Raw genomic sequence first — 26,897 nt, 5'->3', positions numbered from 1 at the left:
CTATGGCGTTGTGATCCTGAATCGCAACGCCTTCTTTTGGGTTTCGGCCATAAAAGGTGGCTGGTGTATGGAAGCTCGCGATTGCCTCTCCCTTTTTCATTCATCAATGACTTTATTTCCGCAATGCTCGCAGATGGCATGTCGTTCAAAGCGATCCATGTTGGCCAGAAAGGGGCTGGCGGCCCAGCCGGTAATGAAGTCTTTGATAAAGGCTTTGCGCTTTTGCTCTGGTGTCAGCTGCTGGCCAAAGGATTTGTCGACCAGCACCACGACATGGTTGGTCTCGCGCTGACAGCTTGAGCAGACGCGTTGTTCGGTGGATGAAAGCAAGGGGGAGCTCCTTGTCCGGAAGGTGGGCAGCAGGGTTTCCGCCGCAGATATGTGTCGTCCCCATTTGATTCCTTTTGCAGGCGGGTCGTCAATCACGGCAGAGGTGGATTTTGCGCTATTCCCCATGAAGAGAGTGCCAGTCAGCAAGGGTGACCAGAGGGGCCGGCGGGCCCCTCTGCTGTTGCCGTTTGTCACACATTGCCACACAAGCTTCCCCCTCTGGCAAAGTCTTGTGACCGGACGGGGTTGTAATGGAACCATGAGCAGGGGTAAGGCCCTGCCGCGATGGAACCAGGGGGCATGTTATGACGAGTAAACGGGTGTGGTGGCTGTTGCCGCTGCTGGCGGTTGGAGTCTGGTGGCTGGGTTATGCGGGGGACGCCAACGGGGTGTGGCCCTGGCGCCATGAGATGTTGCTGCTGACGGGCCTGCTGGGGATGGCCTATATGGCCATTTCGCTGTTGCTGGCGTTGCGCCTGCCGCGGCTGGAGGTGTGGTGTGGCGGTCTGGACCGGATGTTGCGATTGCACCGTCAGACGGCCATTGGCGGCGCATTGGCACTGACCGCTCACTGGCTGCTGGTGGAGGCGCCCAAGTGGGCGGTCTCGGCGGGTTGGCTGAGTCGTCCCGCCCGGCGTGGGGCCAGTGCAGCTGGCGCTGGTGCAGGTAATGGCATCTCGCTCCATGCCCTTGGCAATACCCTGGGTGAGTGGAGTTTCTATCTGCTAATCGCGCTGGTGGTAGTGAGCTTGTTGGCCCTGGTGAGTTATGGCCGTTTTCGGCTGATCCACCGGCTGGCACCGCTCATCTATCTGGCGGGGTGGGGACACGGGCTCTGCCTGCTGCCTCAGATTGGGGCCATGACCCCGGTGGGGGTAGCGATCTGGTTAATCGGTGGGCTGGGAGCTATCGGGGCCCTCTACTCCCTGCTGGGGCAAGTGGGGGCGCGGGATCGCCATCCCGGCCGGGTCATTGCGGTGCGGGCGCTGGCGGATCACACCTGCGAGCTGACCATGCAGTTGGGGCGGCCGCTCGCCCATTACCGCCCGGGTCAGTTTGCCTTTTTCGAATTTGACGCCAAGGAGGGGCCGCACCCCTTTACTCTGGTGCGGGTGTCGGCGGATCGGCGCCAGCTGGTGATCGCGGTGCGGGCGCTCGGGGATCATACCCGTCAGCTGGTGGCAGAGGCGCGCGTCGGGGATGGAGTGGTGGTGACCGGCCCCTATGGCGCCTTTGTCGCCCCGCAGAGGGGAGGCCGAGCCCTCTGGCTGGGGGCCGGGATAGGTATCACGCCGTTCGTCGCCTGGCTGGAGGGGCTGGCTGCCCGTGGAGAGCGCTGCGAGGGGGGCACCCTGATCCAGTGTGCCCCGGATCTGGCAGGCGCCGTCTACCACCGGCGGTTGGCCGAGCTCTGTCATCGCACCGGCGTGCGCTATCAGCTGCATCTGGACAAGGCGGCCGGGCGACTGGATCTTGCCCGCATTGCGCAGGATGCCCCCGAGCAGGTGTGGTTTTGCGGGCCGGAGGGGATGGCAGATGCCCTGACCCGGCTGTTGCCGGACGGGCATCTGCATCGCGAGCTGTTTCGCTTTCGTTGAGCTCGATGGGCGCCGTTATTTGGCGCTGGCTGACAACTGCTTGAGGGCGGCTTGTACTGCCGCCTCCAGTTGCGGGTCGCGCCCGGCCACCATGTCGGCGGGGGTGAGGGGCACCTGCAGGTCCGGGATCAGCTCCTGATTCTCGTAGAAGGTGCCGTCCGGTTTGCGCAGCCCCAGGGTCGGAATGCCGTAGGAGAGCCCCGGAATCAGCCTAGAGTCGTGGCTGTAGACCATGGTGCCGGTGCCGGGCACCGGATCGCCGACGATGGGGCCGACCTTGAGGGCGCGGTAGTACTCGGGGAAGGCGGAGCCTTCCGAGTAGCTGGCGGCGTTCACCAGCACCACCGAGGGCTTGGTCCACTGGCGAGTGGCGGCGTCGGTTTCACCCTTGCCCTGACGGGGCCAACTGCTGGCCATTCCCTTGGTGCTGCCGCTGCCGGTCAGAAACTCCACCAGGGTATTGGCGAGATAGCCACCGCTGTTGAAGCGGACATCGACGATCAGCGCATCGCGATTGCGCTGTCTGCCGAGGGCATCCGCCACCACCGCATCGTAGACCTCGCTATTCATTGCCGGCAGATAGACGTAGCCGACCCGTCCTCCGCTCAGGCTGGCCACTAGCTCCCGCCGTTTCTCAATCCAGCGATCCTGTTGCAGCTGGTACTCCTGCAGCTTGTTGATGGCGGTGAGCACCACCTCGTCAGTTTGCTTGTTGCCCTCCTGCTGGAAGGTGAGGGCAAGCCGGGCACCGGCCTGATGGTTGAGGGCCCGATCCAGCTCGGCCAGATTGGCAATCGGGACGCCGTTGATGGCGAGCAGGCGGGCGCCCGGGGCGATATCGCTCTCCTGATCCAGCGGGCCGCCAGAGAGCAGGGCGGTGAGCATCACCCCCGGCTCGCCATCCTGCCAGTAGCCGCCAAGGCTGGCGGTCTCGTCCGCCATGCGCGGGAAGGGGGCGGGGCCGCTGCCCCAGGTGTGGGAGACATTGAGCTCGCCAGCCAGCTCCGCCAGCAGGTTGCCAAAGTCCCGCGGGTTGCCGATGCCCGGCAGCAGGCGGCGGTAAGCGGCGACATAGCTATCCCAGTTCACCCCGTTCATATCGTCCAGATAGAACTCGTCCCGGGTTAGGCGGGCGATCTGATCGAAGGCGGCGGTCATGCGTTCCTGCCAGCGGCTGGTGGGTTGCAAGGCGAAGGGGGCGCTGGTGGCCTCGCCGGAGTCGAGATGGATCCGGGTGATCTCCCCATCCCGCACCAGGGTAGCCAGGGTGCCCTGCTGGTTGAGGCTTGCCAGCGCTGGGCCGGGCTGCTCGCCAAACAGTTCGCTGGTTTTGCCCTTGCGCAGATCCTGGCTGTAGCCCTTGATCTCGCTCTCGCTGTTGACCCCCATCTCCTCCACCAGATAGATCAGCTGGTCGCCGATGATGCGGCTGGCGAGCAGGGAGCCGGTGGGTTGCAGCAGCAGCGCTTCGCGATGGTTGAGACGATCGCTCTCAAAGCCGTATCCCCCTTTCGGCGGCTCCAGCTCGGCAATGGCATCGGCTCTGGCGGTGCGGCTGCTGTAAATGCCGAGCAGGTTGGTGACGAGGGGCTCGCCATCGGGCCCCAGTGCGCCAAACCGGGTCGATTGCCAGTAGAGAATGGCGCCATCCTGACTCCAGCCCGGTTGCCCATCCTGATAGCCGTTGAGGCTGACATTGACCGGTTTGGCCTTGGGATTGGCCGTATCGATCACCGCGATCTCCTGCTCTGCCGCATCGGGGCGGAAGGTGAGCGCCAGATGGCGGGAGTCGGGGGCAAAGGCGAGATGCACCTCGTGGCGCGACGGGTTGAAGCTGGCAGGCACCAGCTCCCGCTGCTTGTTGCTCGCCAGATCGAGCAGGTGGATGGCCTGGCCATCTACCACGAAGGCGAGCTGTTTGCCATCGGGGGAGAGCACCGGACGGCTGATCCCCTTGCCGGAAATGGCCAGCAGCAGACTCTCGGTCAAAGTGCCGGGATCGCTGAACAGCAGATCCGGATCCCCCTTGCGCAGGCGATAGAGGGCGGCGTGCCCCTGCTGCTCCGACAGATAGATGAGGGCGCTGCCCTGCTCGGCGAAGAGGGGGCTGGATTGCTCGCTCGGATCTCGGGTCAGCTGGCGCACCCGCTCCCGCTCGGGGTCGACGGCAAACAGGTTGCCCTCGCTCACCAGGATCAGCTCATCCGCCTCTTCGCTGACCAGCGCTTCATCTGCCAGGGTCAGGGTCTCGCTCGCCTCATCCGGCGTGCTCGCCACTTGCGGGGTGAGGGTCAGCTTGCGTGGCTCGCTGCTACCGGCATCGAGGCGATAGAGTTCACCCAGCCATGACCAGACCAGATCGCCACTGCGAGAGGCGCTGAGCCCCCGCACCGGATGGCCCTGATAGTGGGTCAGCTGTTGCTCCTTGCCGCTGGCGAGATCCCGGCGCCAGACGTTGAAATCGCCGCTGCGCTCGCTCAGGTAAAAGAGGGTATCTCCCTTGTCGCTCCAGACCGGATCGGTGGCCGCCACCCGATCTTCGGTCAGCTGCTTGTGCTGCTTGCCATCAAACAACCAGAGACGGGGCACCGCAAACGAGTGCTGATGCTTGCGAAAGGGTTGATCCGCCGCGGGCATCTGATAGGCGAGCAGCTCCCCGTGGGGGCGGGCGAGAGTTGCAGGCAGCGGCAGATCGGCCTGCAAGGTGCCGCCGGTGAGCGGGGTCCAGTAGAGCTCGCCCCATTGGTAGCCTTCCGCGACAAAATGGTCGGCATCGGGCGCCCCCAGGCGCTGGCTGCTCAGCAGCAGCCGTTTGCCATCGTCGCTGAAGGCTTGCGGCAGATCGGTGCGCGAATCGCGGGTGAGGCGCACCATCTCGCCGCCGCTGGCGGGCACCACGAACACATCTTCGTTGCCGTAGAGATTGGCGGCAAAGGCGAGCTGTTTGCCATCAGGCGACCAGATTGGCCGCTGGCTCAGGTAGTCGCTGCCGGTGAGCGCCGTGGCAGGGCCACCCTCGGCACTGGCAACAAAAATGCGCCCCTGCCAGGTGAAGGCAAGCTGCTTGCCATCGGGGGAGAGGGCGGGCTCGCGCAGCCAGAGTGCATCGGCGGCGACACTGGCGGGTAGCCAGAGCAGTGCGCTGACCAGCAGCAGGCGGGTCAGCGAAGAGTTCGGCAAGAAGTGCAGAGGCATGATGCCATCCTGAATCAGGTTCAATTGTTACATATTTACCGATCTGCGGCATCATGGCTAGCCAGAAAATGTAATCTATGTTTTTGTTTTTATTGTCAATTAGTCATGTTTGCGCAGGTCGTTCATGGACCATTCACCGTTCGCAGCCAAGATATGTTTTATTGGGTCTATTGAGTATTGATGGCGATCCAATATCATGGCGCTCGCTCGCCAACGGGCGAGCCTATTCAGATGATGTGACAACCATAAAAAGCCCTGCCAGAGGCTTGTCGAGGGATGGAATGAGAGCCGTATTGTTGTGTGTGCTGGGGCTGTGGCCCGCGCTGAGTTTTGCCTTTACCGAAAAAGCCGATTTGGTGGTGGTCAAGAAGTCTACCTACAGCCTCACCCTGATGAAGGATGGCAAGGAACTGAAGCGCTACTGGGTTGCACTGGGCCCGGCGCCCAAGGGGCACAAGCAGCGGGAAGGGGATCAACGTACCCCGGAGGGGCGCTACACCCTGGATTACAAGAAGAGCAACTCCGGCTTTTATAAAGCGATACATATCAACTACCCGAATCTGGACGATATCAAGCGCGCCAATGAGTTGGGGGTGAACCCGGGTGGCATGATCATGATCCATGGTCAGCTTAACCGGATGGGTAACCGTCGGGTACAGCCCTCCAACTGGACCAACGGTTGTATTGCGGTACTTAACCACGAGATGGATGAGCTCTGGAATGCCATTGACCCGGGTACGCCCATCATCATCGAGCCCTGATCCGCACAACGGGGGCCTTGTCGGCAGACAAGGCCCCCGTTCTGTTCTGGTTGTGATCCCCTTTAACGGATGTCTTTTTGAGACATTCGCATTGTTGTGAATGTCACTTCAAAAAAAGCCTGCAAATGGTGAGGATATGTGCTCTGTCCGTGAAGGAGTGTCCCATGTCTTTGACCGAAACCTGTCAGCGCATCGTGCGCGATCCCCATCTCTCCGCTGCTCAGAAGAGCCACGCACTGGCGCTGGCCGCCGAGAATGCGTTGCCCTACCCCGACCTGCCTGCCGCAGTCGCCGAGGCGATGGAGCAGGGATTTATCTGCGACATGTTCGAAGGGCATGCCCCCTACAAGCCGCGTTATGTGCTGCCGGACTATGAAAAATTCCTGACTCAGGGCTCTGCCTGGCTGGAGCTGACGGCGCCGCAGGATTTCGACGAGGCGCTCAACGCCCTGCGCATCCTCTATCACCATGTCCCCTCCGTCACCGGCATGCCGGTCTGGCTGGGACGGCTCGACCATCTGCTGTTGCCGTTTGTCGGCGAACTGGATGACGAGAGCCTCTATCGCAAGCTGAAGGGGTTCTGGGTCTATCTGGATCGGGTGCTGCCGGACGCCTTCATGCACGTCAACATCGGTCCCGATGACAACCGCATCTGCCGCCTGATCCTGCGCATCGACAACGAGCTCAAGCAGGTGGCGCCGAACCTCACCTTCTTCCACGATCCGGAGCAGACCCCGGACAGCCTGCTGCTGCAGGCGGTGAAGAACATCGCCGAGTGCAGCAAGCCGCACATCGCCAACTACCCGATCCATCGCGATACCTTTGACCAGCGTGGTTTTGGCATCGTCAGCTGTTACAACGCCTTGCCGCAGGCCGGTGGCGCCAATACCCTGGTGCGCATCTCCCTCAAGCGGGTCGCCGAGCAGTGCCAGGGGATCGATGACTTCCTCGGCTGCCTGCTGCCCCACTACTGCCGTCTGGCCTCCCAGTTGATCGAAGCGCGGGCCGCTTTCTTGCATCAGGAGTCCGGCTTCTTCAACAGCTTCCTGGTGAAAGAGGGGCTGCTGGATGAGGATCGCTTCGTCCCCATGTTCGGCATCTACGGCATGGCGGAAGCGGTCAATATCCTGATGGATAAAGAGAATCTGCCGGATCGCTATGGTCACGGCGAGGAGGCGAACCAGCTTGGCTATCGCATCTCGGCCCAGCTCTCGGAATATGTCACTGCGACGCCGCAAACCCATGCCTGGGGTGGTCGCGCCCTGCTGCACTCGCAAGGTGGCCTCAGCATCGATGTGGCAGTCACCCCCGGGGTGCGCATCCCCTACGGGCAGGAGCCGGATCCGGCCAGCCATGTGCTGGCGCTGGCGCCGCACCACACTTATTACCATTCGGGGATCAGCGAGATCCTCACGCTGGATCCCACCATCCGCCAGAACCCGCAGGCACTGCTGCAGCTCTGCAAGGGAGCGCTCGCTATCGGTATGCGCGAGTTCACCGCCAACGTGGCCGACAGCGATCTGGTGCGGGTGACCGGCTACATGATCCGCAAGAGCGACGTGGCTCGCTTCGCAGAGGAGGGATCGCGCTTGCAGACCACCTGTCTCGGTGCCGAGGCGAGTGAAGTGACCGCCATTCGTCAGCGGGCTCCGCGGGTAGTCGCCCACGAATCGACCATCGGCGAGTATTGAGTTCGCACCGATGGCTGATGTCTTGCCAACACGCAGCGCTCTGGTGAGCAGGGTGCTGTCGTTCTCCTGTGTCGACGGGCCGGGCAACCGGCTGGTGCTGTTTCTGCAGGGCTGCAACTTTCGCTGCCCCGGCTGCCACAACCCTCACACCATCGGGCTGTGCGACGATTGTGGCGACTGCCTTGCGGTCTGTCCGAGCGGCGCCCTATCCATGAGCGAAGGCAAGGTTCATTGGCAGGCGATGCTCTGTACCGACTGCGACGCCTGTCTGGAGGCCTGCCCGCGCAGCGCCAACCCCAAGACGGCCACCATGACGGTGGCCGAGGTGCTGGCCCTGCTGCGACGCTACGGCCCCTTGCTGACCGGCATTACCGTCTCCGGTGGTGAGGCGACCACCCAGCTCCCCTTTGTGGTTGCGCTGTTTGCTGCCATCAAGGGCGCGCCGGATCTGACCCATCTCACTTGCCTGCTCGACAGCAACGGTTCTCTGGCCGAAACCGGCTGGCAGCGGCTGCTGCCGGTGCTCGACGGCGCCATGCTCGATCTCAAGGGGTGGCGTGACTCGGTACACCTCTCGCTGACCGGTTACAGCCGCGAACGGGTGCTGGCATCGCTGCAACTGCTGGCAAGTCACAGCAAGCTGACCGAACTGCGGCTGCTCCACGTGCCGGGCAAGAGCGATTTTCTGGATGCGAATGGTGAGCTGGACGCGGATCTCGCCGCCTTCTTGCAGCAGCTGGGGCCTGTGCCCATTCGCCTCAATGGCTTTCGCCACCACGGGGTACGGGGGGAGGCGAGGTTTTGGCCAGAGGCGACCCGCAGCGAGCTGGAGTGGCTGGCGAGTCGGTTGCGTGCTGCGGGAGTGGGGGCGGTGACCTTGCCACCGCTGATCTAAAGAGGTCTGATCGATTCCCTTGCTGTGTAGTAAAAGCACACAACTGTGACTTCTGTCTATTGGAGGGGGCCTTGGGGCTCGTTATGATATTGCCCATCCGTCCCTCCTCCATCACAGATAAATCATGAGTGAAAGCAAGGCGTTATATCGGGTTCAGTTTATTTGCCACAACGAGCGCTATGAGGTTTATGTGCGCGAGGTGAATCAGGGCCAACTGTTTGGATTTATCGAGATCGCCGATTTTGTCTGGGACAACCACACGGCGCTTATCGTCGATCCCAGCCATGAAAAGCTCAAGAGCGAATTTGCCGATGTGCGTCACACCCTTATCCCCATGCATCAGGTGTTACGCATCGATCAGGTGAAAAAGCAGGGGGCTGCCCGCATTACGGATCTGGGTAGCAACGTCGCCTCCTTCCCCAGTCCCATCTATACCAAGCGTCCCTGATCCCTCATTGCCGTGGATGTTTCGCCGTGGCGAAACATCCATCTCTTCTCGCTGTCACCTGGCTCAGGGCTCGACCAGCTCGCGACCCAGTTGCAGGATCCGCTGGCGGAACCAGTGGCGGGCCGAGCCATCACCGGCCGGGCCATACCAGACCAGACTGTGACTCACCTTGCCGTAATCGAACGGTGCCGGACGCAGCTCCAGATCCGGCTGGCTGGCGATGCATGCCGCCCAGCCACCGATGGCGGTGAGGATCAGATCGGTCTGGGGCAGCAGGGCCGCCGCGCTGGCAAAATCGGGCAGGGTGGCGCCAATCTGGCGACGCACCTGTTGCTGGGCAAGGCTCTGCTCGAAGAAGGGGTTGGCCAGCTCCTGATCCCGGATGGCGATATGGCGCCAGCTCAGGTAGGCATCGAGATCCCAGGGCTTGGCCAGCGCCGGGTGGTCTTTGCGCAGCAGACAGACCAGTTTCTCTTCCCGCAGGGTCTCCCACACCAGCCCGGGCTGGCGCGCTAACGGCTGGCTCTGGTCATGGGGCAGGATCACGAAGTCGAGTTTGCCCGCTGCCAGCGCCTCCAGCCCCTGCTCATCCTTGTTCCAGATCTCCGGCACCATGCCCGGCACTTCTTTCATCAGCTGACCCAGAATGGGGCCCACCGGCCAGGTCATCACGCTCTCGCGCAATCCCAGCCGCAAGCAGCCCTGCCACTGCTGGGGGTTGAAGGCATTCTGGCGAGTGAGGCCGTTCAGCTCCCCCAACAACCGGTGCAGGGTGGGAGCCAGTCGCTCGGCCATGGGGGTGAGCAGCAGCTGGTTGCCCTGGCGGTAGAGCAGTTGATCCCCCAGCAGACCCCGCAGCTGGTTGAGGGTCTTGCTAACGGTGGAAGGCGTGGTGCAGAGCCGCTCGGCGGTGCGGGTGACGCTCTGGTTGTCGAGCAGCAGATGCAGGGTGACCAGATGGCGACCTCCCAGCCGAGAGAGTGCGATCAGATCCATAAGTACTCCACAAGCGAAGGGAAGAGACAAGACAAGAAAGCCCCGCCAAAGCGGGGCTAGTGCGGATTAGCCCTTGAGCACCGCGGCCATGGCGTCGGCTACGTAGTCGACGTTGCGACTGTTGAGGCCCGCCACGCACATGCGACCGGATCGCACCAGATAGACGGCGAACTCCTCGCGCAGCCTGTCCACCTGCTCCGGGGTGAAGCCGGTGTAGCTGAACATGCCGCGCTGGTTGATGAAGTAGCTGAAGTCGCGGCCCGGCACCTTGGCGCTCAGCACCTCGAACAGCTTCTGGCGCATGGCCTTGATGCGGGTGCGCATCTCGGTCACTTCGTCGACCCACATGGCGTGCAGCTCGGGCTGGCTCATCACAGCCGCGGTGATCTGGCCACCGTGGGTGGGCGGGCTGGAGTAGTTGCGACGCACGGTGGCCTTCATCTGACCCAGTACGCGGCTGGCTTCTTCGGCATCCTTGCAGATGACCGACAGGCCGCCGCACCGCTCGCCGTAGAAGGAGAGGTTCTTGGAAAAGGAGTTGCTGACGAAGAAGCTTACGCCGGCGGCCACCATGGCGCGAATAGCGTAGGCATCCTCTTCCAGCCCGTCGCCGAAGCCCTGATAGGCGATATCCATATAGGGGATCAGGTTCTTCTCGACCACCAGCGCGATCACCCGATCCCACTGGGCACGGGAGAGATCCACCCCGGTCGGGTTGTGGCAGCAAGGGTGCAGCAGCACGATGCTCTTGGCCGGCAGGGTACTCAGGCAGTCGATCATCGCATCAAACTGCACGCCGCCAGTGGCCGCATCGTAGTAGGGGTAGTCGTGCACCTTGATGCCAGCTCCCTCGAACATCGCCTTGTGGTTATCCCAGGTGGGATTGCTGACCCATACCTCGGAGGTCGGGAAGTAGCGCTTGAGCAGATCGGCGCCGATCTTCAGCGCGCCCGAGCCGCCGATGGTCTGGATGGTGGCGATACGTCCCGCCTTGACCGCTTCATGGTCGGCACCAAACAGCAGGTGCTGCACCGCAGTGCGGTAGTTGGCGGCGCCTTCCATCGGCTGGTAGGGGCGCGGGGCTGGCGCGGCGGCGCGCTGGGCTTCGGCCTGCTGTACCGAGGCCAGCAGCGGAATGCGGCCCTGCTCGTCGTAATAGAGGCCGATCCCCAGGTTCACCTTCTGCTCGCGGGTGTCTTTGTGGAAGGTCTCGACCAGGGTCAGGATAGGGTCGCCAGCATAGGCATCGACGTGTTCAAACATGGGGGATCCTTGAAATTGACTGTCCAGTAAAACCGGCGGTCAGCCGGGCTGGACATCATGGCGCAAAGCTGGCGGTGGCTCAAGCCCGAAAGGGACGGGGGCTGGCGGGCAGACGCCACACAGCCGTAAACGGAATGATGCGGGGTCGCCTGCAGCCTCATTCACCGGTCCTACTTCAGATAGGAGCGCAATACCCGCACTACTTGATCCAGATCTTCCAGCCGCTCGGCCGGGGTCGCCTCTTCGGCGCCCAGGTGCTCACGCATGTGCCCTTCCAGCACCTCCAGCATCAGGCCGTTGACGGCACCGCGAATGGCCGCGATCTGCTGCAAAATGGCGGCGCAGTCGCTCTCCTGCTCCAGCGCGTGCTCCAGCGCACCGGCCTGTCCCTTGATGCGACGTACCCGTGCCAGCAGCTTCTTTTTACCGTGAATGGTGTGTGACATGCAGGATCCTCTCGATCAATAAAACTATACTGGGGTATAGTATATTGCATTGTCGTCCTCAGGAGAAATCCATGTCATCCCTTGCCTCATCCCACTGCCACCAACCCGTCGTCCACGAAGGGAATCCGCTGGCCGAACAGAAGACTCGCTGGGCCGTGCTGCTGACTGTCATCATGATGGTGGCGGAGATCGGCGGCGGCTGGTTCTACAACTCCATGGCGCTGCTGGCCGATGGCTGGCACATGAGTTCCCACGCGCTGGCGCTCGGCCTCTCGGTGCTGGCCTACCGCGCCGCCCGCCACTTTGCCCGCGACCACAGATTCAGCTTCGGCACCTGGAAGATCGAGGTGCTGGGTGGCTTCACCAGCGCTCTCCTGCTGGTGGGGGTGGCCGGGCTGATGCTGTTCGAGTCGGTGTTCAGGCTGCTCGATCCCAGCCCGATCCACTATCAACAGGCGATCGCCATCGCGCTGGTGGGGCTGCTGGTGAATCTGGCCTGTGCCTGGCTGCTCAAGGATGATCACGGCCATCATCACCACGGCCATGGGCATGACCACCATCATGGGCATCACGACCACGATCATCATGACCATGACGATCACCACGGCCATCAGGATCTCAACCTGCGTGCCGCCTATATCCACGTGCTGGCGGATGCGGCCACTTCCGTGCTGGCGATCCTGGCACTGGTGGGGGGCATGCTGTGGGGGGCCGACTGGCTGGATCCCCTGATGGGCATAGTGGGGGCCGTACTGGTGGCGGTGTGGGCCTGGGGTCTGCTGCGCGACTCCGGTCGGGTGCTGCTGGATGCCGAGATGGATACCCCGTTGGTGGGTGAGATCCGTGAGGTGATTGCCGACCTGCCGGATGCCGAGATCCGCGATCTGCACGTCTGGCGGGTGGGCCAGCAGCAGTATGCCTGCGTGCTCTCCCTGCTGATGACTGCGCCTGTCTCCGCCAGCGAGATCCGCGCGCGGTTGGCGATACATGAAGAGCTGGTCCATGTGACCATAGAGATAGCCACTCCATAGCCAGATTTATGGCTGTCTATGCCAGATAGCGTGCAACTTGTACTCTGCAACACGAGTAAATCGAAGCAGTTTTTTCTGGGGAGGCCTGTGGCAGGCACGTGCTGACTATGTGCCTGGTACAAGCCTCACCGGGGCTAGGGGTGAGATGTGACGGTTTGAGTTAACGTTCGAAGAAGCGATAGAGGTGTTCTACCTGCATCGGGCAGTCAGTTACCAGATGCACATGATCGCGGGCCTGCTCGACCGTATCGAAACTGACCGGGCAGCCGAGGGTGTCGGTCAGCTCGTAGAGAGCGCCATCCTTGCCTCTGAATTCGATGAGCCAGCCGGGGATGGCCACGTCGTGGAGTATTTCGGCCTCTTGCAGGATCTGTTGTTGATAGAGCTTGCGAAGTTCACTGACTGTCATGATGCTCTCCTGTGAAGGGGGATTCAGCTCCAGTCTATGCCTCTCTTTGTGCGGACGGCAACCGGATCATCCCCGCAGGACCTCCCAGGCCCAGCGGATACGGATAAAGGTCTCGGCATTACCACCCCGATCCGGATGGTGCTGCAATGCCAGCTCCCGCCAGCGGCGGCGGATCGCCTCCTGACTCGCCCCCTCATTCAACCCCAACAGGGCCAGCGCCTCGGCTTTGTGCCCCTCACCGTCATAAGCGCGCCAGAAGCGGTTGAGCAGGGCTTCAACTTCGGCACGGTCGGTCTGCCAGAACACCTGCCAGTCGAGATAGTAGCTACGCAGATTTTCGCCAAGGGCAAAGCCGTGGTTGGCCTCCTGATTCCCGGCCAGCGGTTCGAGCCGGATATCCAGGGTGCTGATTACCAGCCACCATCCCTCTTGCCAGAGCTCGGCCTGCAACTGGTAGAGGGCGTTCATGATCAGGAAGTTGACCCGAAACAGCTGTAGTTGCTCATCGTCAGCCAGTACCGGAATTGCCCCCTGCTGGCGCAGGGAGGCCATTAGCTCGTGCACCTTGTAGCTGCCCGCCGCCTGTTGCAATAGCACCAGCAGAGGGGCGAGCAGCGGATTATTGTTGGCTTCGCTCATTCGGCGCCCTGTTCTCTGGGCGGTTGCAGGGCGATCAGCAGCTCACCCGCCTGCGGGGTGACGGGGCCGGTAACGATCTGGGGCTTGCCCTTGCCATCCATGATGAACAGCGGGATGGCGCCGGGATTGGCGGTCTGATACTGGGCCCAGTCGAACGCCTCGCTCAGGCGGGTCGCCTTGATCTGGCCACCCCGGCTCAGCAGGCCGCTCAGCCTGGCATAGTTGATATCGGGCCCAAACAGGTTCTGGCGAGCGCGGAAGGTGGCGCTCTCCCGGTTCGCCTTGCCGTGCTGCTCGCTGGAGCGCAGGGAGTAGACCTGCTCCTCGCCATAGAGGTGGGCGAAGTGCAGCACCCCGAGGGCGTTGTTGTGGCGGTTGGGGGAGAGGGCCAGCACGGTACTGATGCTGGTGAGCGGCAGGTGCAGCTCGGCATGTTCCGACTGGGGGTTGCCGAAGTAGCAGGGGAGGTTGCTCATCCGTGCCTGTTTGCAGAACTCCCAGGCGGGATCGCAGAGCTGTACCGGCACCCCCTGATCCGCCAGCGCCTTGCCGATGGCCCTAGCCACCGAGTTGGCCCCTATGATGAGCCAGGTGTTGGGGGCGCTCTGGCGCATCTTGAGCAGGCTGGCCAGCGGCGCCGAGGTGAGGCTCTGCAGCACCACGGTGGAGATGATCACCGCAAATACCAGCGGCACCAGCTTGTCGGCATCGGGGATCTCGGCCTGATGCAGGCTGATAGCGAACGAGGCGCTGACCGCCGCCGCGACTATGCCACGTGGGGCGATCCAGCTCAGCAGGGCGCGAGCCCGCCAGGAGAGATCCGAGCCCCAGGTCGAGACCAGAATACAGAGCGGACGCGCCACGAATTGCACCACGCAGAGCAGCGCCAGCACCATGGGGCCGAGTTGCCAGAGCTGGGCCAGATCGAGGCGCGCCGCCAGCAGGATAAACAGGCTGGAGATAAGGATGACCGCGAGATCCTCCTTGAACGCCAGCACCTCCTCTAGGTCCAGCCCCTCCTGATTGGCGAGCCAGATACCGAACACGGTCACCGCCAGCAGGCCGGACTCGTGGCTCAGCCAGTTGGAGAGGCTGAAGGTGACCAGCACCAGCGCCAGCACGCCGAACTTGTGCAGGCTGACCGGTAGCCAGTCCTTGCGAATGAGCAGGGTGGTGAGCCAGCCCGCCGCCACCCCGATCAGGGAACCGACCAGCACTGTCTTGCCCAGCGCCAGCAGGGTATGGCTGATGAGATCCCCCTGACTGCCGAGGCGCACCGCCTCGAACACCAGCACCGCAAATAGGGCGCCGATAGGATCGATGACGATCCCCTCCCAGCGCAGGATGCGGTCCACCTCCCGGGTGGGGCGGATCACGTTGAGCATGGGGGCGATCACCGTCGGGCCCGTTACCACCAGCACAGCGCCGAGCATGGTGGCAACCCGCCAGTCCAGCCCCAGCAGGAAGTAACCGGCGCTGCCGATGACGGCGAAACTGACCAGCATGCCGGTGGAGCAGAGATTGCGCACCACCTTGCCGATCCCCTTGAGCTCGGCCAGATGGAGGGTCAGTGCCCCCTCGAACAGGATGATGGCTACCGACAGGGAGACCAGCGGAAACAGCAGATCCCCGAGCAGGACATCGGGGTCGAGCAGGCCGCTGACAGGGCCCAGAGTCAGGCCGGTGAGCAGCAGAAACAGGATGGCGGGTACCCGCAGCGACCAGGCAAGCCATTGGGCCAGCACGGAGACCAGGGCGATCCCGGCCAGAGAGAGGGCAATCATGCAGACCTCGATTCAGGCAGTGAGTATGGAGCTAGTGTAGTGGCTAAGTTGGTCAGATTGACACCTGAAGGAGCGTGCGTCATGGCCGGTATGGGGAGATGTGCGACAGTCGGCGTCATGGTGGCTGGCGGTGGTGTGCAGGGCGCCAGCCAGACGCCAACCGTGGTGATGGGGTGGCCTTGGGGCCGGATTAGATGGGGCTCTCCTTGTGGAGCTCGCCGACACAGTCGGCCAGCGCCAGTACCAGTGCGGAGCGCACCATCTGATCGAGCCGGTTGAGCTGCATCTGGTAGAAGGCCCAATCCTCTTCGCTGGCGGGGGGCTCCAGCTTCATCATGCCGCCCTGATTGACCCCGTGCAGGCGGTCGAGCAGATCGCTGATCGGCTTGTCGCTGAAGCGGTAATCCTTGGGGTCGCGCACCAGAAAGTCGCGGATCTTGATATAGGCTTCGATATCCTGATAGCGCTCGAGTGAGATGAGGCCGAGGGCGAAGATGAGCTTGAGGCGCACCTCCAGCTGGCCGAGGGGGCCGCTCTGGTTGAGCAGGGGTTCGATGGCGTATTTGACGGCATACTCCTCCTGACGGAACGCGCGTCGCATCAGGGAGTCGACCGCCTCTTCCAGGATGGTCACGGCTTCGAGAAAGAAGCCGCGGGGGCCATCCTGCTCGTTCAGTCGTTCCAGTACTTCATCTTCCTGGTGTGTGGTCATAGGTGCATTGGGTCCAGCTGACAGGGAGAGAGTCAGCCTCTCTCCCGGTTTTTATCATATGGGGCACATTCCCTTGCCATTCAAGCGCTTGGCGCGCTATCAGTGGTGGCTGAATGCGCCGCAAGCAGGGTCATTACAGGGTTTCGTAACGGGCGACGATGGCGCGAACCACCTCGCTCTCTTCATCCAGTCCGGTGACGCGGGCCAACGCTTTGGCTGGGCCCAGCTCCGCTAGCAGCTGTTGCAGCTCGACCGCCTGAGGATCATCGGCATTGCGATAGTGGAGCGCCGCGGCGATCCCCTCCTGCAACTGATCGCTCGGCAGGCCGTACTCCAGGGTGCCCAGTAGCGGCTTCACCAGTCGATCCCCCGCCGCCAGCTTGCGCAGCGGCTGACGACCGACCCGGTCAATCTCGTCCACCAGATAGGGGTTGGCGAAGCGGGAGAGGATCTTCTCGATGTAGGCGGCATGCAGGCGCGGGTCGAAGCCGTAGCGTTTCACCAGCACGGCACCGCTCTCTTCCATGGCGCGGCGCACCTTGCTGCGGATCACCGGATCTTCGATCGCCTCGCGCACTGTGCGGTAGCCCCGCAGCTTGCCGAGATAGGCGGTGACGATGTGGCCGGTGTTGAGGGTGAACAGCTTGCGCTCGACGAAGGCCATCAGGTTGTCGGTGGGTTCCATGCCCGCCACCTGTGGCAGCTCTCCCTTGAACTGGGTCTGGTCGACGATCCACTCACTGAAGCTCTCGACCGTCACTTCCAGCGGATCATCGTTGGCAGCCGCGGAGGGCGGCACGATGCGATCCACCGCCGAGTCGACGAAGCCGATACAGGATTCGAGCGTGGCATGATACGCGACCGGCAGGTACTTGAGTACCTCCCGCTTGAGGTGGCTTGTGCCGCGCACCATGTTTTCGCAGGCGATGACGTTCAGCGGTGTCAGGTTGCCGGCATCGAAGCGGGCCTGCAGCCCCTTGGCCAGGGTACTGGCAATCTTGTCCAGAATGTTGGGGCCGACCGCGGTGGTGACCAGATCGGCAGTGATGATACGGGCGATCACCTCGTGACCGGCGGAGCTCACCGCCGCCACGTTGCGCACCACGTCCAGCTTCTGATCTGCCCCCACCACATGGACCTTGTACTCCTGACGGTGGTTGAGCTGGTCGATCAGGGTGTCGTTTACGTCGGCGAAGGTGACCTGATGGCTGGCATCCGCCAGCACTTTGCCGATAAAGCCGCGACCGATGTTACCAGCACCAAAATGCAATGTTTTCATGATATTAACCTCTTGAACCAAAGACGATGAAAGATGATTACGCAGCCTGTTCGGCACCCAGCAGATCCAGGAAGGCCTGGGGATCCGTGGTGCTGGCCAGCCGGTCGATGAGACCGGGTTCATCCAGTGCATTGGTCAGGCGGGTTATCACCTGCATGTGTTCGTCGTTGCGGGCGGCGATACCGATCACCAGCCGTGCTACCTCATCGGCAGCCTCGCCAAAGGCGACCCCGGCCGGGTACTGGCAGATGACGATGCCGGTACGCTTCACAAACTCCTTGGCGGCGATGGTGCCGTGCGGCACGGCGATGGATTCGCCGAGGTAGGTGGAGACCAGCTGTTCACGTTCCAGCATGGCGTTGACGTAGTCGGGCGCCACGTAGCCACGTTCTGCCAGCAGTCGGCCTGCGGTAAGGATGGCGGCCTCCTTGTTGTCGGCTTTCAGTCCCAGATGCACGTCATGACGGCTCAGGGTAAAGACTTCGGCCGCTTGCGGCTCGTAGCTGTCATCGTTGGCCGCCACCAGCAGTTGCGGGTTGGCGACATCATCGTTGGCGGCCTGAGTCAGGCTCTGTACCAGCTCCTGATAGAGGCCGTTGTCGAGGAAGTTGGTCAGGGAAATATGGTGAGCGTTCGGCGCATGGCGACGGGCCCGCTCGGTCAGATCCTTGTGAGTGATGACCCAGTCCACCTGATCGTCGAGCTGATCGATGGCGCGGTTGGTGACGCTGATATCGAGCCCGGCGGCCTGTACCCGCTTGCGCAGCAGGCCGGCACCCATGGCGCTGGAACCCATGCCCGCATCGCAGGCGACCACGATATTGCGCACCGCCATCAGTTCGCCGCCCGGCTTCTTGGCCGCTGCGGTTTCGGGCTTGCCGCCCTTCATGGCTTTCATCTTGCGAGTGGCTTCACCGAGGGCATCGGCCTCGTCGGCTTCCGGCTGCTGGGCGCGAACGAATACGGCGGCGACCAGGAAGGAGACCAGAGTGGCGCTGATGATGGAGAGGGCGACCCCGATCAGGGAGGCTTTCGGTGTCATCAACAACACTGCGAAGATGGAGCCCGGCGACGCGGGTGAGACCAGACCGGCGTTGAACAGGGTCAGGGTAAAGACCCCGGTCATGCCACCGGCGATCACCGCCAGAATGAGGCGCGGGTTCATCAGCACATACGGGAAGTAGATCTCGTGGATGCCGCCGAAGAAGTGAATGATTGAGGCGCCAGCCGCGGACTGCTTGGCCGCACCACGACCGAACACCATGTAAGCCAGCAGCACGCCCATGCCCGGGCCCGGGTTCGCTTCAATCAGGAAGAAGATGGAGCTGCCGTGCTCGGTGGCCTGCTGGATCCCCAGCGGCGAGAAGATGCCGTGGTTGATGGCGTTGTTGAGGAACAGGATCTTGGCCGGCTCGACGAAGATGGAGGTGAGCGGCAGCATGTGGTTATCCACCAGGAAGCCGACGCCACCGGCCAGCAGGTCGGAGAGCACCTTGACGAAGGGGCCAATGACGAAGAAGGCGAGGATGGCCAGCAGCATGCCGATAAGGCCGGCGGAGAAGTTGTTGACCAGCATCTCGAAGCCGCTCTTGACGCGACCGTCCATCGCCTTGTCGAAGCGCTTGATGGCCCAGCCACCGAGCGGGCCGACCATCATGGCTCCCATGAACATGGGGATATCGGTTCCCACGATGACACCCATGGTGGTGATGGCACCGACCACGCCGCCGCGCTCACCGCCCATCAGTTTGCCGCCGGTGTAGCCAATCAGCAGCGGCAGCAGGTAGGTGATCATGGGGCCGACCAGCTTGGCCAAGGTTTCATTGGGCAGCCAGCCGGTGGGGATGAAGAGGGCGGTGATAAAGCCCCAGGCGATAAAGGCGCCTATGTTGGGCATGACCATATTGGACAGGAAGCGTCCAAAATTCTGTATCTTGACTTTGGTATCCGGTGATAACATGTCGGGACCCCGTTTTAAGCCTGTTTGATTAAAAGTGGTAGTCGGGATGGCCGGTTTTGCCGAACCTCCATCCCTGTCGTCTAAGCAACTTCAATCTACCAGCTTGCGATCAAATTAGGCTGAAAACGGGGTGTCTTGTGATCCAGCTCTCAGATACCCAGCGATACCCCCTCCATAACAAGTGACCCACATCACATTCCCAAGCTGTAATTCGGCTACATTTCGATCTTTTCTGTTTTGTATGGTCATTTTTTGTGACTAAAGTCACTAAAGTTGTTTTGTGGCCCTCTTGTTGAATGGTGACTTTCGTCACAAATTCAATTTTTGTATTCGAATGGGACAAGTCACTCAGTCACTCATCAGCGGGTAGTGACGATGGATCTATCGAAATACTCCATTGCTTACCAATGAATCAATAAATTTGTAACCCGCTTTCAGTTTTTACGGTCGGCGATGAGGTCTCTTTTGCTGCTGGCTGGTGGGAATGGGCGCCAACATGCAGGATGTTATCGAGCGGCAGATGTTCGGGGCGCTTGCTTGCCGCGCAGGCCAGACAGCAGATAAAAACAAACCGCCAGCAGGCGGTTTGTCGGTTTTTACGAGCTATCCCCTGTCGGGGGCTGCGGCTTAGTAGAAGCCGGCATCCTCGGGGGAGGGGCGGGTCTTGAAGCGGCGATGGAGCCACATGTACTGCTCCGGCGCCTTGCGCACGGCGGCTTCAATCTCGCGGTTGGCGCGGGCGGCATCAACCATGTCATCTCCGCTCGGGTAGTCGGCGAGCGGCGCGCCGATATGCAAGGTGTAACCCTCGCTGGTGCGGATGTTGTAGCAGGGCAGGGTGACGGTGTTCTTCACCCGCGCCAGGGTGGCGGTGCCGGTGATGGTGGCGGCCTGCTCTACCGCGAAGTAGGGCACGAACACGCTGGCGTGGCTGCCGTAGTCATGATCCGGTGCATACCAGAGGGCGTCGCCGTTGCGCAGCGCCTTGATCATCCCCTTCACATCCATCCGGTCCACCAGATATTTGTTGGAGGCGCAGCGACCGTGGTACTGGGCATACTCCAATACCGGGTTGGTGTTGGGGCGATAGACACCGACCCCGGGGCGCACCAGCCCGAAACAGCGGGCGTTGAGTTCCAGCGTCAGGAAGTGGCAGGAGAGCAGCAGCATGCCCTGACCTTTTTCCATGGCGGCGATGACGTGCTCTTCCCCTTCCACCTTCATCAGGTTGCGCATCCGCCAGTCTGGCCAGAACCAGGCGATCCCCACCTCGAACACGGCGCAGCCCACGCTCTCGAAGTTTGCCTTGAGCAGTTTCTCCCGCTCATCCCGGGTCAGCTCGGGCATCGCCAGCTCCAGGTTGCGACGGGCAATCTTGACCCGGGACTTCAATATCCTGGCGGCGAGACGACCGAGCTGACGGCCCAGCCACATCTGGCTACGCCACGGCAGCAGGGTCAGCAGCCAGAGCAGGCCGAGGCCGAACCAGCTGGCCCAGTAACGGGGATGAAACAGGCGGGGCTCCAGGCGGGGAGCGTTGTCATGGGCCATGGCTAATCTCTTGTTCGCAAACACAATCGGGGGATTCTAGCCGAAAAGGGGGGGCGGGGGCGAATGGCTGTGTGCTGGTCAGAGGGGTAGCCTGCGTCCGGTTAGCGTGACAGCGGCGGCAACTGCGGTCGGCTTTTTCTACACCGGATAAAAGAGTGTGATAAAATCGCCCGCTGATTTTTCAGGTTTTGAGAGTCGATACAGATGAAGATCACCCTGCCCGATTTTGAAAAAGCCCGCGTTCTGGTCGTTGGCGATGTCATGTTGGACCGTTACTGGCATGGCCCTACCGGTCGGATCTCCCCCGAGGCACCGGTGCCCGTGGTCAAGGTTGAACACATTGAGGAGCGCCCGGGTGGCGCGGCCAACGTGGCCCTCAACTCCGCCGCCCTTGGCGCTCACGCTGTGCTGCTTGGCCTGACCGGTCAGGACGAGGCAGCCGATGCCTTGGCTGGCCAGATGGCTGGCGTCAAGGTGGCCTGTGATTTCGTTCGTCTGGCCGACTTCCCGACTATCACCAAGCTGCGGGTGCTGTCCCGCAACCAGCAGCTGCTGCGTCTGGACTTTGAAGAGCCCTTCCACTCCGTCGATGCCACCCTGCTGATGAGCAAGGTCGAGCAGGCGCTGCCGAATAGCGACGTGATGATCCTCTCCGACTATGGCAAGGGTGCTCTCAACGACGTGCCCGGCATGATCCAGCGCGCCCGAGCCGCCGGTATTCCGGTGCTGGTCGACCCCAAGGGTACCGACTTCGAGAAGTACCGCGGCGCCACCCTGCTGACCCCCAACATGTCCGAATTCGAAGCCGTGGTGGGCAAGGTGAAGAGCGAAGAGGAGCTGGTCGCCAAGGGGTTGGATCTGGTCAAGCGTTTCGAGCTGGATGCCCTGCTGGTCACCCGTTCCGAGAACGGCATGACCCTGATCCGCGAAGGTCAGCCAGAGCTGCATCTGCCAGCTCAGGCCCACGAGGTTTATGATGTGACCGGTGCCGGTGATACCGTCATCTCGACCCTCGCCACCTCGCTGGCGGCAGGCAAGAGCCTGGACGAAGCCTGTGCGCTGGCCAATACCGCAGCCGGTATCGTGGTCGGCAAGCTGGGTACCTCTACCGTCAGTCCGGTCGAGCTGGCCAACGCCCTCTACACCGAGCAGGAGACCGGCTTCGGCGTCATGTCCGAAGCCCAACTGAAAGTGGCGGTTCGTGCCGCCCGTCTGCGCGGCGAGAAGGTGGTGATGACCAACGGTTGCTTCGACATCCTGCACGCCGGCCATGTCTCCTATCTGGCCAACGCCGGCAAGCTGGGGGATCGCCTGATCGTGGCGGTCAACACCGACGAGTCGGTTCGTCGCCTGAAAGGGCCGGGTCGTCCGGTCAACCCGACTGAGCGCCGCATGGCCGTACTGGCTGCGCTGGGCGCGGTGGACTGGGTGGTGCCCTTCTCCGAGGATACCCCGCAGCGCCTGATCGCCGAGATCCTGCCGGATCTGCTGGTCAAGGGCGGTGACTACAAGCCGGAAGATATCGCCGGTTACGCCGAGGTGACCGCCAATGGTGGCGAGGTGCGCGTCCTCAACTTCGAGGATGGCTGCTCCACCACCGACATCATCAAGACGATCCGCGAGCGCGGCTAACGTTCTGCTAGCCCCGCAATCTGGCGGGGCTCACTATCGGTGGTAGCAAACCGGCAGAAATACGGATAACAAAAAGGCGACCTTGCGGTCGCCTTTTTCATGTCCGATAGCGGCTATCAGCCTTTGGCTTTTGCCGTGGCAGGCATCAGACCCTGGTTCACTTCCACCAGATCCTGCGCTTCCAGAATACCGGCAGCCTGTTTCAGGCTCAGGATATTGAGAATGTAGTTGTAACGGGCTTCGGAGAGCTTCTGCTTGGCCTCGTACAGCTTGCGAGTAGAGTCCAGCACGTCGACGATGGTACGGGTACCCACTTCGTAACCGGCTTCGGTTGCCTTCAGGGCGCTGTCGGCGGAGACCACAGACTGGCTGTAGGCACGTACCGAGCCGATGCTGGCGTTCACGTTGTTGTAGGAGGAGCGCACTGTGCTCTGCACCGAGCGGAAGTTCTTCTCCAGCAGTTCACTGGCCGCAACGTAGTTGTATTGAGCCTGTTTTACCTTGGAGCTGGTGGCGCCACCACTGTAGATGGGCAGTTTGAAGGTCAGACCGATATTGGCCTGATTGTCATTGCCGCCGCTCTGAATACTATCCAGCTTGTAATCGGTATTGCTGGTTTGCAGTCCGGCCCCCAGATCCAGCGTCGGCTCATGGCCGGTTTTGGCCAGATCGATCTGCTCCTTGGCAATGTCCTTGCTGATGCGGGCACTGTGCAGTTGCAGGTTCTTGTCCAGCGCCAGCTCCAGCCACTTGTCGGAGCCGAAGGCGGTCTTCTGCGGGCTGAAACGAGCGGTGTTCAGCACGTCCAGATTGCGGTGATCGATACCGGTCAGCTCGCGCAGGGTCTCGTAGCTGTTGTCCAGCGAGTTTTCGGCATTGATCTCGTCAGCCAGCGCCTGGTCGCGGGAGGCTTCAGCTTCATGGACGTCGGTGATGGCGGTCAGGCCCACTTCGAAACGCTGCTGGGTTTGCTCCAGCTGACGCTCTACCGCAACCTTGTTGGCACGAACGAACTCCAGGGTATCCATCGCCTTGAGCACATCAAAGTAGGCTTTGGCGGTGCGCACCATCAGGTTCTGGATCTCGAGGTTGTAGGCGACATCTGACTGAGTGGCCTGCTTCTCGCTGATATCCAGATTGACCCAGTTACTGCGACGATAGAGGGATTGCGACAGCGTCACCTCGCCCTTGGCGTTGGTATTGCTCTGGGTATCGTTCTTGTTTTGCAGATAATTGAGCCCGGCACCCAGATCGATCTGGGGCAGCAGAGGGGCACGGGATTCGTTGATCTTCTCGAAGGCCTGGTCGCGAACGGCTTTGGACTGCAGCAACTGCGGGTCTTTGATCTGGGCTTGCTGGTAGATGTCGAGCAGGTTTTCGGCATGGGCACCGGCACTGACGCCCAGCAACACCATGACTGACAAAAGTGTTCTTTTCATAGATCGTTTTAACCTTATGTAGTAACCCAAACTGGTTGCTGGAGAGGCAAATATTGTCACCGACCAAGCTTGATTGCAGCTTAATCACTCTACTATAAGCAAAATTTAATGCTAAGAGTCTCAGGTCCGGTGACGGGAACGTCAAGAACCGGACGCAGTTTTCTCCCCGCGCGCCTAGCCAAATGGTCTGTGGCTGCTAAAATCCACCCCTCATTACCATGGCACGCCGAGTGAATGAACGTTCATTCATGTTCCTCGGATTTTATGGTCAAACTGATACAAGTCAAGCTGACGGGAGCCCCGGATGTCGCAGCAACCCTTGCCGCAAGATCGGCATTACGCCGCCGATGATGTGAAAATCATTGAAAAATCAGCTGGATATAACGGCTTCTTCAAGGTGAATGTCTATCGTCTGCAGCATCGGTTATTTGCGGGCGGCTGGAACCAGCCCATCGTGCGCGAGCTGTTCGAGCGGGGCCATGCCGCCGCGCTGCTGCCCTATGATCCAGTGCGCGACCAGATAGTGTTGGTGGAGCAGTTCCGTATCGGCGCCATGGAGACCAGCCCGACCCCCTGGCTGCTGGAGCTGGTGGCCGGCATCATCGACGAAGGCGAGACCGCCGAGGCGGTGGTGCGTCGCGAAGCGGTGGAAGAGGCCGGGATCGAGGTTGCCCGCTGTGAACATGCCATCAGCTATCTGGTGAGCCCGGGTGGCAGCACCGAGCGGATCGAGGTTTATGTGGGCGAGGTGGATGCCAGCAAGGCGAGTGGTCTGCACGGTCTGGCTGATGAGGGCGAGGATATCCGGGTGCACGTGGTGAGCCGCGAGCAGGCCTATGCCTGGCTCAAAGAGGGACGTATCGACAACGCTGCCTCGGTCATCGCCCTGCAGTGGCTGGCCCTCAACCATGGCGAGCTGCGTGCCCGCTGGCTGGCGGATCGCTGAGGTGGCGCTGACCCTGCAACAGAGCAGGCGCTATGTGCCTGACCTGATGTCCTTGCAGCGTACCTGCGAGGTCAACTATATGGCGCTGATGAAGCTGCTACCTCCGGAAGGGGAGGTGGGAGCCGAGCGCCGCTATCGGGTCGGCAATGACCTGCAGTTCCAGCTCACCATCATTGGCGAGAGTCGCTTCACCAATCAGGTGATCCTGAGCCAGCACAACCCCGAATTGCCCGAATATTTACAAGCTCAGATAGAGATTCGTTTGTATCATGATGTGCGGATGGCGGAAGTGTGTGCAGCGCAACAGATTTCCCGTTTGCAACCACGTTATGATTATCCCAATAAAAAGATGCACCAGCGGGATGAAAAGGAGCAGGTAAATCTGTTTCTGGCCGAGTGGCTAAAATTTTGTCTCAGACATGGTACCAGCCCGATCAATATCTCCAGTTGAACAAATATAAAGAAGCGTGATTTTGGAAACAGAGCTCCCCCAGGCGCAGGACGGCAGTGTGCGCCTGTTGCAAATTACTGATACCCATCTTTTTGCCAGTGCCGAGGGTCGGCTGCTGGCTGTGCCCACCGCCGAGAGTCTGGCTGCGGTGCTGGAGCGGGTGCAGGCCAACGACCATCCCTACGAGGTGATTCTGGCGACTGGCGACCTGTCGCAGGATCACAGCCCGGAGTCCTATCAGCGCTTCGCCTCCATGATGGCGCCTCTTGGCCGCCCCATCTACTGGTTGCCCGGCAACCATGATGACAGTCCCCTGATGACCGAGCAGCTTCATGCCGCCGGGATCAGCGAATCCAAGCAGCTGGTGGGCGACCACTGGCAGGTGATCCTGCTCGACACCCAGGTTCGTGGCAAACCCCACGGCATGATCGGCGATCACCAGCTGGAGGCGCTCGACCGCGCCCTGCGTCAGTATCCGGATCGCCACGCCCTTATCGCCCTGCACCATCAGGCGGTGCCGGTGGGCTGTGCCTGGCTGGATCAGCACAATCTCAAGAATGCCGATGATCTGTTTGCCGTGCTGGCCCGTCACCCGCAGCAGAAGACCATCCTGTTTGGCCACGTCCATCAGGAGTTTGACGAGGTGCACCGCGGCGTACGGCTGATCGCCAGCCCATCGACCTGCATCCAGTTCAAACCCCTCTCTGATGGCTTCGCGCTGGATGAATCCGGCCCGGGCTGGCGCTATCTCACCCTCTATCCGGATGGGCGGGTGGCCAGCGAGGTGTGGCGCCTGCCGGTGGGACAGTTTGTGCCCGACCCCAACGCCACCGGTTATTGAGGAGAGCATTGCATGAAGTCGGTTCTCCTTTATCTGCACGGTTTCAACTCCTCACCGGGCTCCGCCAAGGCGCAGCAGATGGCTGCCTGGGTGGCCGCCAACCGGCCCGACATCGAGGTGATCATTCCGGCCCAGCCCAATACGCCAGCGGCGGCCTGGGCGGCTATCGAGCAGACCATTGCTGATCTGCAGCGTCGTTATGGTAGTGACTACAAGCTCGGCGCCGTGGGTAGCTCCCTCGGCGGCTTTATGGCGACCCGGGTCAGCGAGCAGTACGGCTGCCGCGCGGCGCTGATCAATCCGGCGGTGCGCCCGCACGAGCTGCTTTGCGACTACCTTGGCCCCCAGACCAATCCCTATACGGGTGAGCAGTACGAACTGCTGCCTCAACATATGGACGAGCTGCGGACACTGGCGGTACCGGTGACGGCGCCGGAGCGACTCTGGGTGCTGCAACAGCAGGGGGATGAGGTGCTCGACTACCGTAAGGCGCTGGACGAATACCGCTTTGCCCGCCTCTCGCTGGAGTGCGGCGGCGACCACGCCTTCGTGGCGTTCGAGCGCTACCCCGCCCAGATCATCCGTTTCCTCGGGCTTTAA

24 protein-coding genes are annotated in these 26,897 nt (G+C 61.7%); 11 read left to right on the top strand and 13 right to left on the bottom strand.

The window, feature by feature from the left end; translation table 11 throughout:
- Window positions 1–96 precede the first annotated feature (96 nt).
- On the bottom strand, window positions 97–456 hold the full coding sequence (locus tag G5168_RS11340; protein WP_227341457.1) for a hypothetical protein: 360 nt from the start codon (window positions 454–456) through the stop codon (window positions 97–99).
- Between the two features lie 179 nt (window positions 457–635).
- Here G5168_RS11340 and G5168_RS11335 point away from each other — a divergent pair, with 179 nt between their 5' ends.
- Entirely contained in the window at window positions 636–1,928 is a 1,293-nt protein-coding gene (locus tag G5168_RS11335) for a ferric reductase-like transmembrane domain-containing protein (RefSeq protein ID WP_421252226.1), read from the top strand.
- Between the two features lie 15 nt (window positions 1,929–1,943).
- On the opposite strand, the gene G5168_RS11330 is transcribed toward G5168_RS11335, so the two are convergent.
- A complete protein-coding gene (locus G5168_RS11330; protein ID WP_421252225.1) occupies window positions 1,944–5,123 on the bottom strand; it encodes a S41 family peptidase in 3,180 nt (1,059 codons plus the stop codon).
- A gap of 281 nt (window positions 5,124–5,404) precedes the next feature.
- Between G5168_RS11330 and G5168_RS11325 the strand changes: the two genes are divergently transcribed.
- The 4 genes from G5168_RS11325 to G5168_RS11310 all read left to right on the top strand — a co-directional run bounded on the left by G5168_RS11325 (window position 5,405) and on the right by G5168_RS11310 (window position 8,918).
- A complete protein-coding gene (locus G5168_RS11325; RefSeq protein WP_227341454.1) occupies window positions 5,405–5,884 on the top strand; it encodes a L,D-transpeptidase family protein in 480 nt (159 codons plus the stop codon).
- Between the two features lie 164 nt (window positions 5,885–6,048).
- On the top strand, window positions 6,049–7,575 hold the full coding sequence (locus tag G5168_RS11320; protein WP_270905182.1) for a YjjI family glycine radical enzyme: 1,527 nt from the start codon (window positions 6,049–6,051) through the stop codon (window positions 7,573–7,575).
- A gap of 10 nt (window positions 7,576–7,585) precedes the next feature.
- Complete coding sequence (locus G5168_RS11315) at window positions 7,586–8,470, top strand: YjjW family glycine radical enzyme activase (RefSeq protein ID WP_421252224.1); 885 nt, start codon at window positions 7,586–7,588, stop codon at window positions 8,468–8,470.
- 124 nt (window positions 8,471–8,594) lie between these two features.
- Window positions 8,595–8,918: a DUF1820 family protein gene (locus G5168_RS11310; RefSeq protein ID WP_421252223.1), complete on the top strand. Its 324-nt coding sequence runs from the start codon at window positions 8,595–8,597 to the stop codon at window positions 8,916–8,918.
- A gap of 63 nt (window positions 8,919–8,981) precedes the next feature.
- On the opposite strand, the gene G5168_RS11305 is transcribed toward G5168_RS11310, so the two are convergent.
- The 3 genes from G5168_RS11305 to G5168_RS11295 all read right to left on the bottom strand — a co-directional run bounded on the left by G5168_RS11305 (window position 8,982) and on the right by G5168_RS11295 (window position 11,623).
- Window positions 8,982–9,914: a LysR family transcriptional regulator gene (locus tag G5168_RS11305; protein ID WP_421252222.1), complete on the bottom strand. Its 933-nt coding sequence runs from the start codon at window positions 9,912–9,914 to the stop codon at window positions 8,982–8,984.
- Window positions 9,915–9,980: 66 nt separating this feature from the next.
- A complete protein-coding gene (locus tag G5168_RS11300; protein ID WP_421252221.1) occupies window positions 9,981–11,177 on the bottom strand; it encodes an aromatic amino acid transaminase in 1,197 nt (398 codons plus the stop codon).
- 170 nt (window positions 11,178–11,347) lie between these two features.
- A complete protein-coding gene (locus tag G5168_RS11295; protein ID WP_005343089.1) occupies window positions 11,348–11,623 on the bottom strand; it encodes a metal/formaldehyde-sensitive transcriptional repressor in 276 nt (91 codons plus the stop codon).
- 71 nt (window positions 11,624–11,694) lie between these two features.
- On the opposite strand from G5168_RS11295, the gene dmeF reads away from it, so the two are divergent.
- Window positions 11,695–12,654, top strand: coding sequence for a CDF family Co(II)/Ni(II) efflux transporter DmeF (dmeF, locus tag G5168_RS11290; RefSeq protein ID WP_227341451.1), 960 nt, complete (start codon window positions 11,695–11,697; stop codon window positions 12,652–12,654).
- A gap of 160 nt (window positions 12,655–12,814) precedes the next feature.
- Here the strand turns inward: dmeF and G5168_RS11285 are convergent, their stop codons facing one another.
- The 7 genes from G5168_RS11285 to lpxL form a co-directional block, all read right to left on the bottom strand.
- On the bottom strand, window positions 12,815–13,063 hold the full coding sequence (locus G5168_RS11285) for a hypothetical protein (protein WP_421252220.1): 249 nt from the start codon (window positions 13,061–13,063) through the stop codon (window positions 12,815–12,817).
- A 66-nt stretch (window positions 13,064–13,129) separates the two neighbouring features.
- On the bottom strand, window positions 13,130–13,702 hold the full coding sequence (locus G5168_RS11280; RefSeq protein ID WP_421252219.1) for a DNA-J related domain-containing protein: 573 nt from the start codon (window positions 13,700–13,702) through the stop codon (window positions 13,130–13,132).
- Window positions 13,699–15,486: a cation:proton antiporter gene (locus G5168_RS11275; RefSeq protein ID WP_421252218.1), complete on the bottom strand. Its 1,788-nt coding sequence runs from the start codon at window positions 15,484–15,486 to the stop codon at window positions 13,699–13,701. The genes G5168_RS11280 and G5168_RS11275 overlap by 4 nt, the downstream gene beginning before the upstream one ends.
- Before the next feature lie 190 nt (window positions 15,487–15,676).
- On the bottom strand, window positions 15,677–16,198 hold the full coding sequence (locus G5168_RS11270; RefSeq protein ID WP_421252217.1) for an MltR family transcriptional regulator: 522 nt from the start codon (window positions 16,196–16,198) through the stop codon (window positions 15,677–15,679).
- Between the two features lie 133 nt (window positions 16,199–16,331).
- Window positions 16,332–17,477 (bottom strand): mannitol-1-phosphate 5-dehydrogenase, encoded by a 1,146-nt coding sequence (locus G5168_RS11265; RefSeq protein WP_421252216.1) that lies wholly within the window; start codon window positions 17,475–17,477, stop codon window positions 16,332–16,334.
- A gap of 37 nt (window positions 17,478–17,514) precedes the next feature.
- Entirely contained in the window at window positions 17,515–19,437 is a 1,923-nt protein-coding gene (locus tag G5168_RS11260; RefSeq protein ID WP_421252215.1) for a PTS mannitol transporter subunit IICBA, read from the bottom strand.
- A gap of 627 nt (window positions 19,438–20,064) precedes the next feature.
- Window positions 20,065–20,988, bottom strand: a complete 924-nt coding sequence (gene lpxL, locus G5168_RS11255; RefSeq protein WP_021231687.1) for an LpxL/LpxP family Kdo(2)-lipid IV(A) lauroyl/palmitoleoyl acyltransferase — start codon at window positions 20,986–20,988, stop codon at window positions 20,065–20,067.
- A gap of 204 nt (window positions 20,989–21,192) precedes the next feature.
- Between lpxL and hldE the strand changes: the two genes are divergently transcribed.
- Window positions 21,193–22,620, top strand: coding sequence for a bifunctional D-glycero-beta-D-manno-heptose-7-phosphate kinase/D-glycero-beta-D-manno-heptose 1-phosphate adenylyltransferase HldE (gene hldE / locus G5168_RS11250; RefSeq protein WP_058058377.1), 1,428 nt, complete (start codon window positions 21,193–21,195; stop codon window positions 22,618–22,620).
- A gap of 116 nt (window positions 22,621–22,736) precedes the next feature.
- Here hldE and tolC read toward each other — a convergent pair whose 3' ends face one another.
- On the bottom strand, window positions 22,737–24,059 hold the full coding sequence (tolC, locus tag G5168_RS11245) for an outer membrane channel protein TolC (protein ID WP_421252214.1): 1,323 nt from the start codon (window positions 24,057–24,059) through the stop codon (window positions 22,737–22,739).
- A 304-nt stretch (window positions 24,060–24,363) separates the two neighbouring features.
- Here tolC and nudF point away from each other — a divergent pair, with 304 nt between their 5' ends.
- From nudF to G5168_RS11225, 4 genes are read left to right on the top strand one after another with little or no spacing between them, the layout of a single operon-like run.
- Window positions 24,364–25,005 carry an ADP-ribose diphosphatase gene (gene nudF / locus G5168_RS11240; protein ID WP_040067067.1) on the top strand — a complete coding sequence of 214 codons (642 nt, stop codon included), beginning with the start codon at window positions 24,364–24,366 and terminating at the stop codon, window positions 25,003–25,005.
- On the top strand, window positions 24,968–25,456 hold the full coding sequence (locus tag G5168_RS11235) for a DUF1249 domain-containing protein (RefSeq protein WP_265344412.1): 489 nt from the start codon (window positions 24,968–24,970) through the stop codon (window positions 25,454–25,456). The genes nudF and G5168_RS11235 overlap by 38 nt, the downstream gene beginning before the upstream one ends.
- Before the next feature lie 22 nt (window positions 25,457–25,478).
- A complete protein-coding gene (cpdA, locus tag G5168_RS11230) occupies window positions 25,479–26,297 on the top strand; it encodes a 3',5'-cyclic-AMP phosphodiesterase (protein WP_421252213.1) in 819 nt (272 codons plus the stop codon).
- A gap of 12 nt (window positions 26,298–26,309) precedes the next feature.
- Entirely contained in the window at window positions 26,310–26,897 is a 588-nt protein-coding gene (locus G5168_RS11225) for a YqiA/YcfP family alpha/beta fold hydrolase (RefSeq protein ID WP_421252212.1), read from the top strand.

The sequence above is a fragment of the Aeromonas sp. 600724 genome, assembly GCF_049175135.1.
Lineage (GTDB): Bacteria > Pseudomonadota > Gammaproteobacteria > Enterobacterales > Aeromonadaceae > Aeromonas > Aeromonas veronii_A.
Note: the sequence above shows the minus strand (reverse complement) of the source record. Positions and strands in the feature narration are given on the sequence as shown.

What these genes read in the sequence shown, in the direction of transcription:
- tolC (WP_421252214.1), bottom strand. Translation starts at nt 24,059, where the DNA reads ATGAAAAGAACACTTTTGTCAGTCATGGTGTTGCTGGGCGTCAGTGCC.
- G5168_RS11295 (WP_005343089.1), bottom strand. Translation starts at nt 11,623, where the DNA reads ATGTCACACACCATTCACGGTAAAAAGAAGCTGCTGGCACGGGTACGT.
- G5168_RS11285 (WP_421252220.1), bottom strand. Translation starts at nt 13,063, where the DNA reads ATGACAGTCAGTGAACTTCGCAAGCTCTATCAACAACAGATCCTGCAA.
- hldE (WP_058058377.1), top strand. Translation starts at nt 21,193, where the DNA reads ATGAAGATCACCCTGCCCGATTTTGAAAAAGCCCGCGTTCTGGTCGTT.
- G5168_RS11265 (WP_421252216.1), bottom strand. Translation starts at nt 17,477, where the DNA reads ATGAAAACATTGCATTTTGGTGCTGGTAACATCGGTCGCGGCTTTATC.
- G5168_RS11275 (WP_421252218.1), bottom strand. Translation starts at nt 15,486, where the DNA reads ATGATTGCCCTCTCTCTGGCCGGGATCGCCCTGGTCTCCGTGCTGGCC.
- nudF (WP_040067067.1), top strand. Translation starts at nt 24,364, where the DNA reads ATGTCGCAGCAACCCTTGCCGCAAGATCGGCATTACGCCGCCGATGAT.
- G5168_RS11310 (WP_421252223.1), top strand. Translation starts at nt 8,595, where the DNA reads ATGAGTGAAAGCAAGGCGTTATATCGGGTTCAGTTTATTTGCCACAAC.
- G5168_RS11340 (WP_227341457.1), bottom strand. Translation starts at nt 456, where the DNA reads ATGGGGAATAGCGCAAAATCCACCTCTGCCGTGATTGACGACCCGCCT.
- G5168_RS11315 (WP_421252224.1), top strand. Translation starts at nt 7,586, where the DNA reads ATGGCTGATGTCTTGCCAACACGCAGCGCTCTGGTGAGCAGGGTGCTG.
- G5168_RS11305 (WP_421252222.1), bottom strand. Translation starts at nt 9,914, where the DNA reads ATGGATCTGATCGCACTCTCTCGGCTGGGAGGTCGCCATCTGGTCACC.
- G5168_RS11320 (WP_270905182.1), top strand. Translation starts at nt 6,049, where the DNA reads ATGTCTTTGACCGAAACCTGTCAGCGCATCGTGCGCGATCCCCATCTC.
- G5168_RS11330 (WP_421252225.1), bottom strand. Translation starts at nt 5,123, where the DNA reads ATGCCTCTGCACTTCTTGCCGAACTCTTCGCTGACCCGCCTGCTGCTG.
- G5168_RS11235 (WP_265344412.1), top strand. Translation starts at nt 24,968, where the DNA reads ATGGCGAGCTGCGTGCCCGCTGGCTGGCGGATCGCTGAGGTGGCGCTG.
- lpxL (WP_021231687.1), bottom strand. Translation starts at nt 20,988, where the DNA reads ATGGCCCATGACAACGCTCCCCGCCTGGAGCCCCGCCTGTTTCATCCC.
- G5168_RS11300 (WP_421252221.1), bottom strand. Translation starts at nt 11,177, where the DNA reads ATGTTTGAACACGTCGATGCCTATGCTGGCGACCCTATCCTGACCCTG.
- G5168_RS11225 (WP_421252212.1), top strand. Translation starts at nt 26,310, where the DNA reads ATGAAGTCGGTTCTCCTTTATCTGCACGGTTTCAACTCCTCACCGGGC.
- G5168_RS11335 (WP_421252226.1), top strand. Translation starts at nt 636, where the DNA reads ATGACGAGTAAACGGGTGTGGTGGCTGTTGCCGCTGCTGGCGGTTGGA.
- dmeF (WP_227341451.1), top strand. Translation starts at nt 11,695, where the DNA reads ATGTCATCCCTTGCCTCATCCCACTGCCACCAACCCGTCGTCCACGAA.
- G5168_RS11280 (WP_421252219.1), bottom strand. Translation starts at nt 13,702, where the DNA reads ATGAGCGAAGCCAACAATAATCCGCTGCTCGCCCCTCTGCTGGTGCTA.
- G5168_RS11260 (WP_421252215.1), bottom strand. Translation starts at nt 19,437, where the DNA reads ATGTTATCACCGGATACCAAAGTCAAGATACAGAATTTTGGACGCTTC.
- G5168_RS11270 (WP_421252217.1), bottom strand. Translation starts at nt 16,198, where the DNA reads ATGACCACACACCAGGAAGATGAAGTACTGGAACGACTGAACGAGCAG.
- G5168_RS11325 (WP_227341454.1), top strand. Translation starts at nt 5,405, where the DNA reads ATGAGAGCCGTATTGTTGTGTGTGCTGGGGCTGTGGCCCGCGCTGAGT.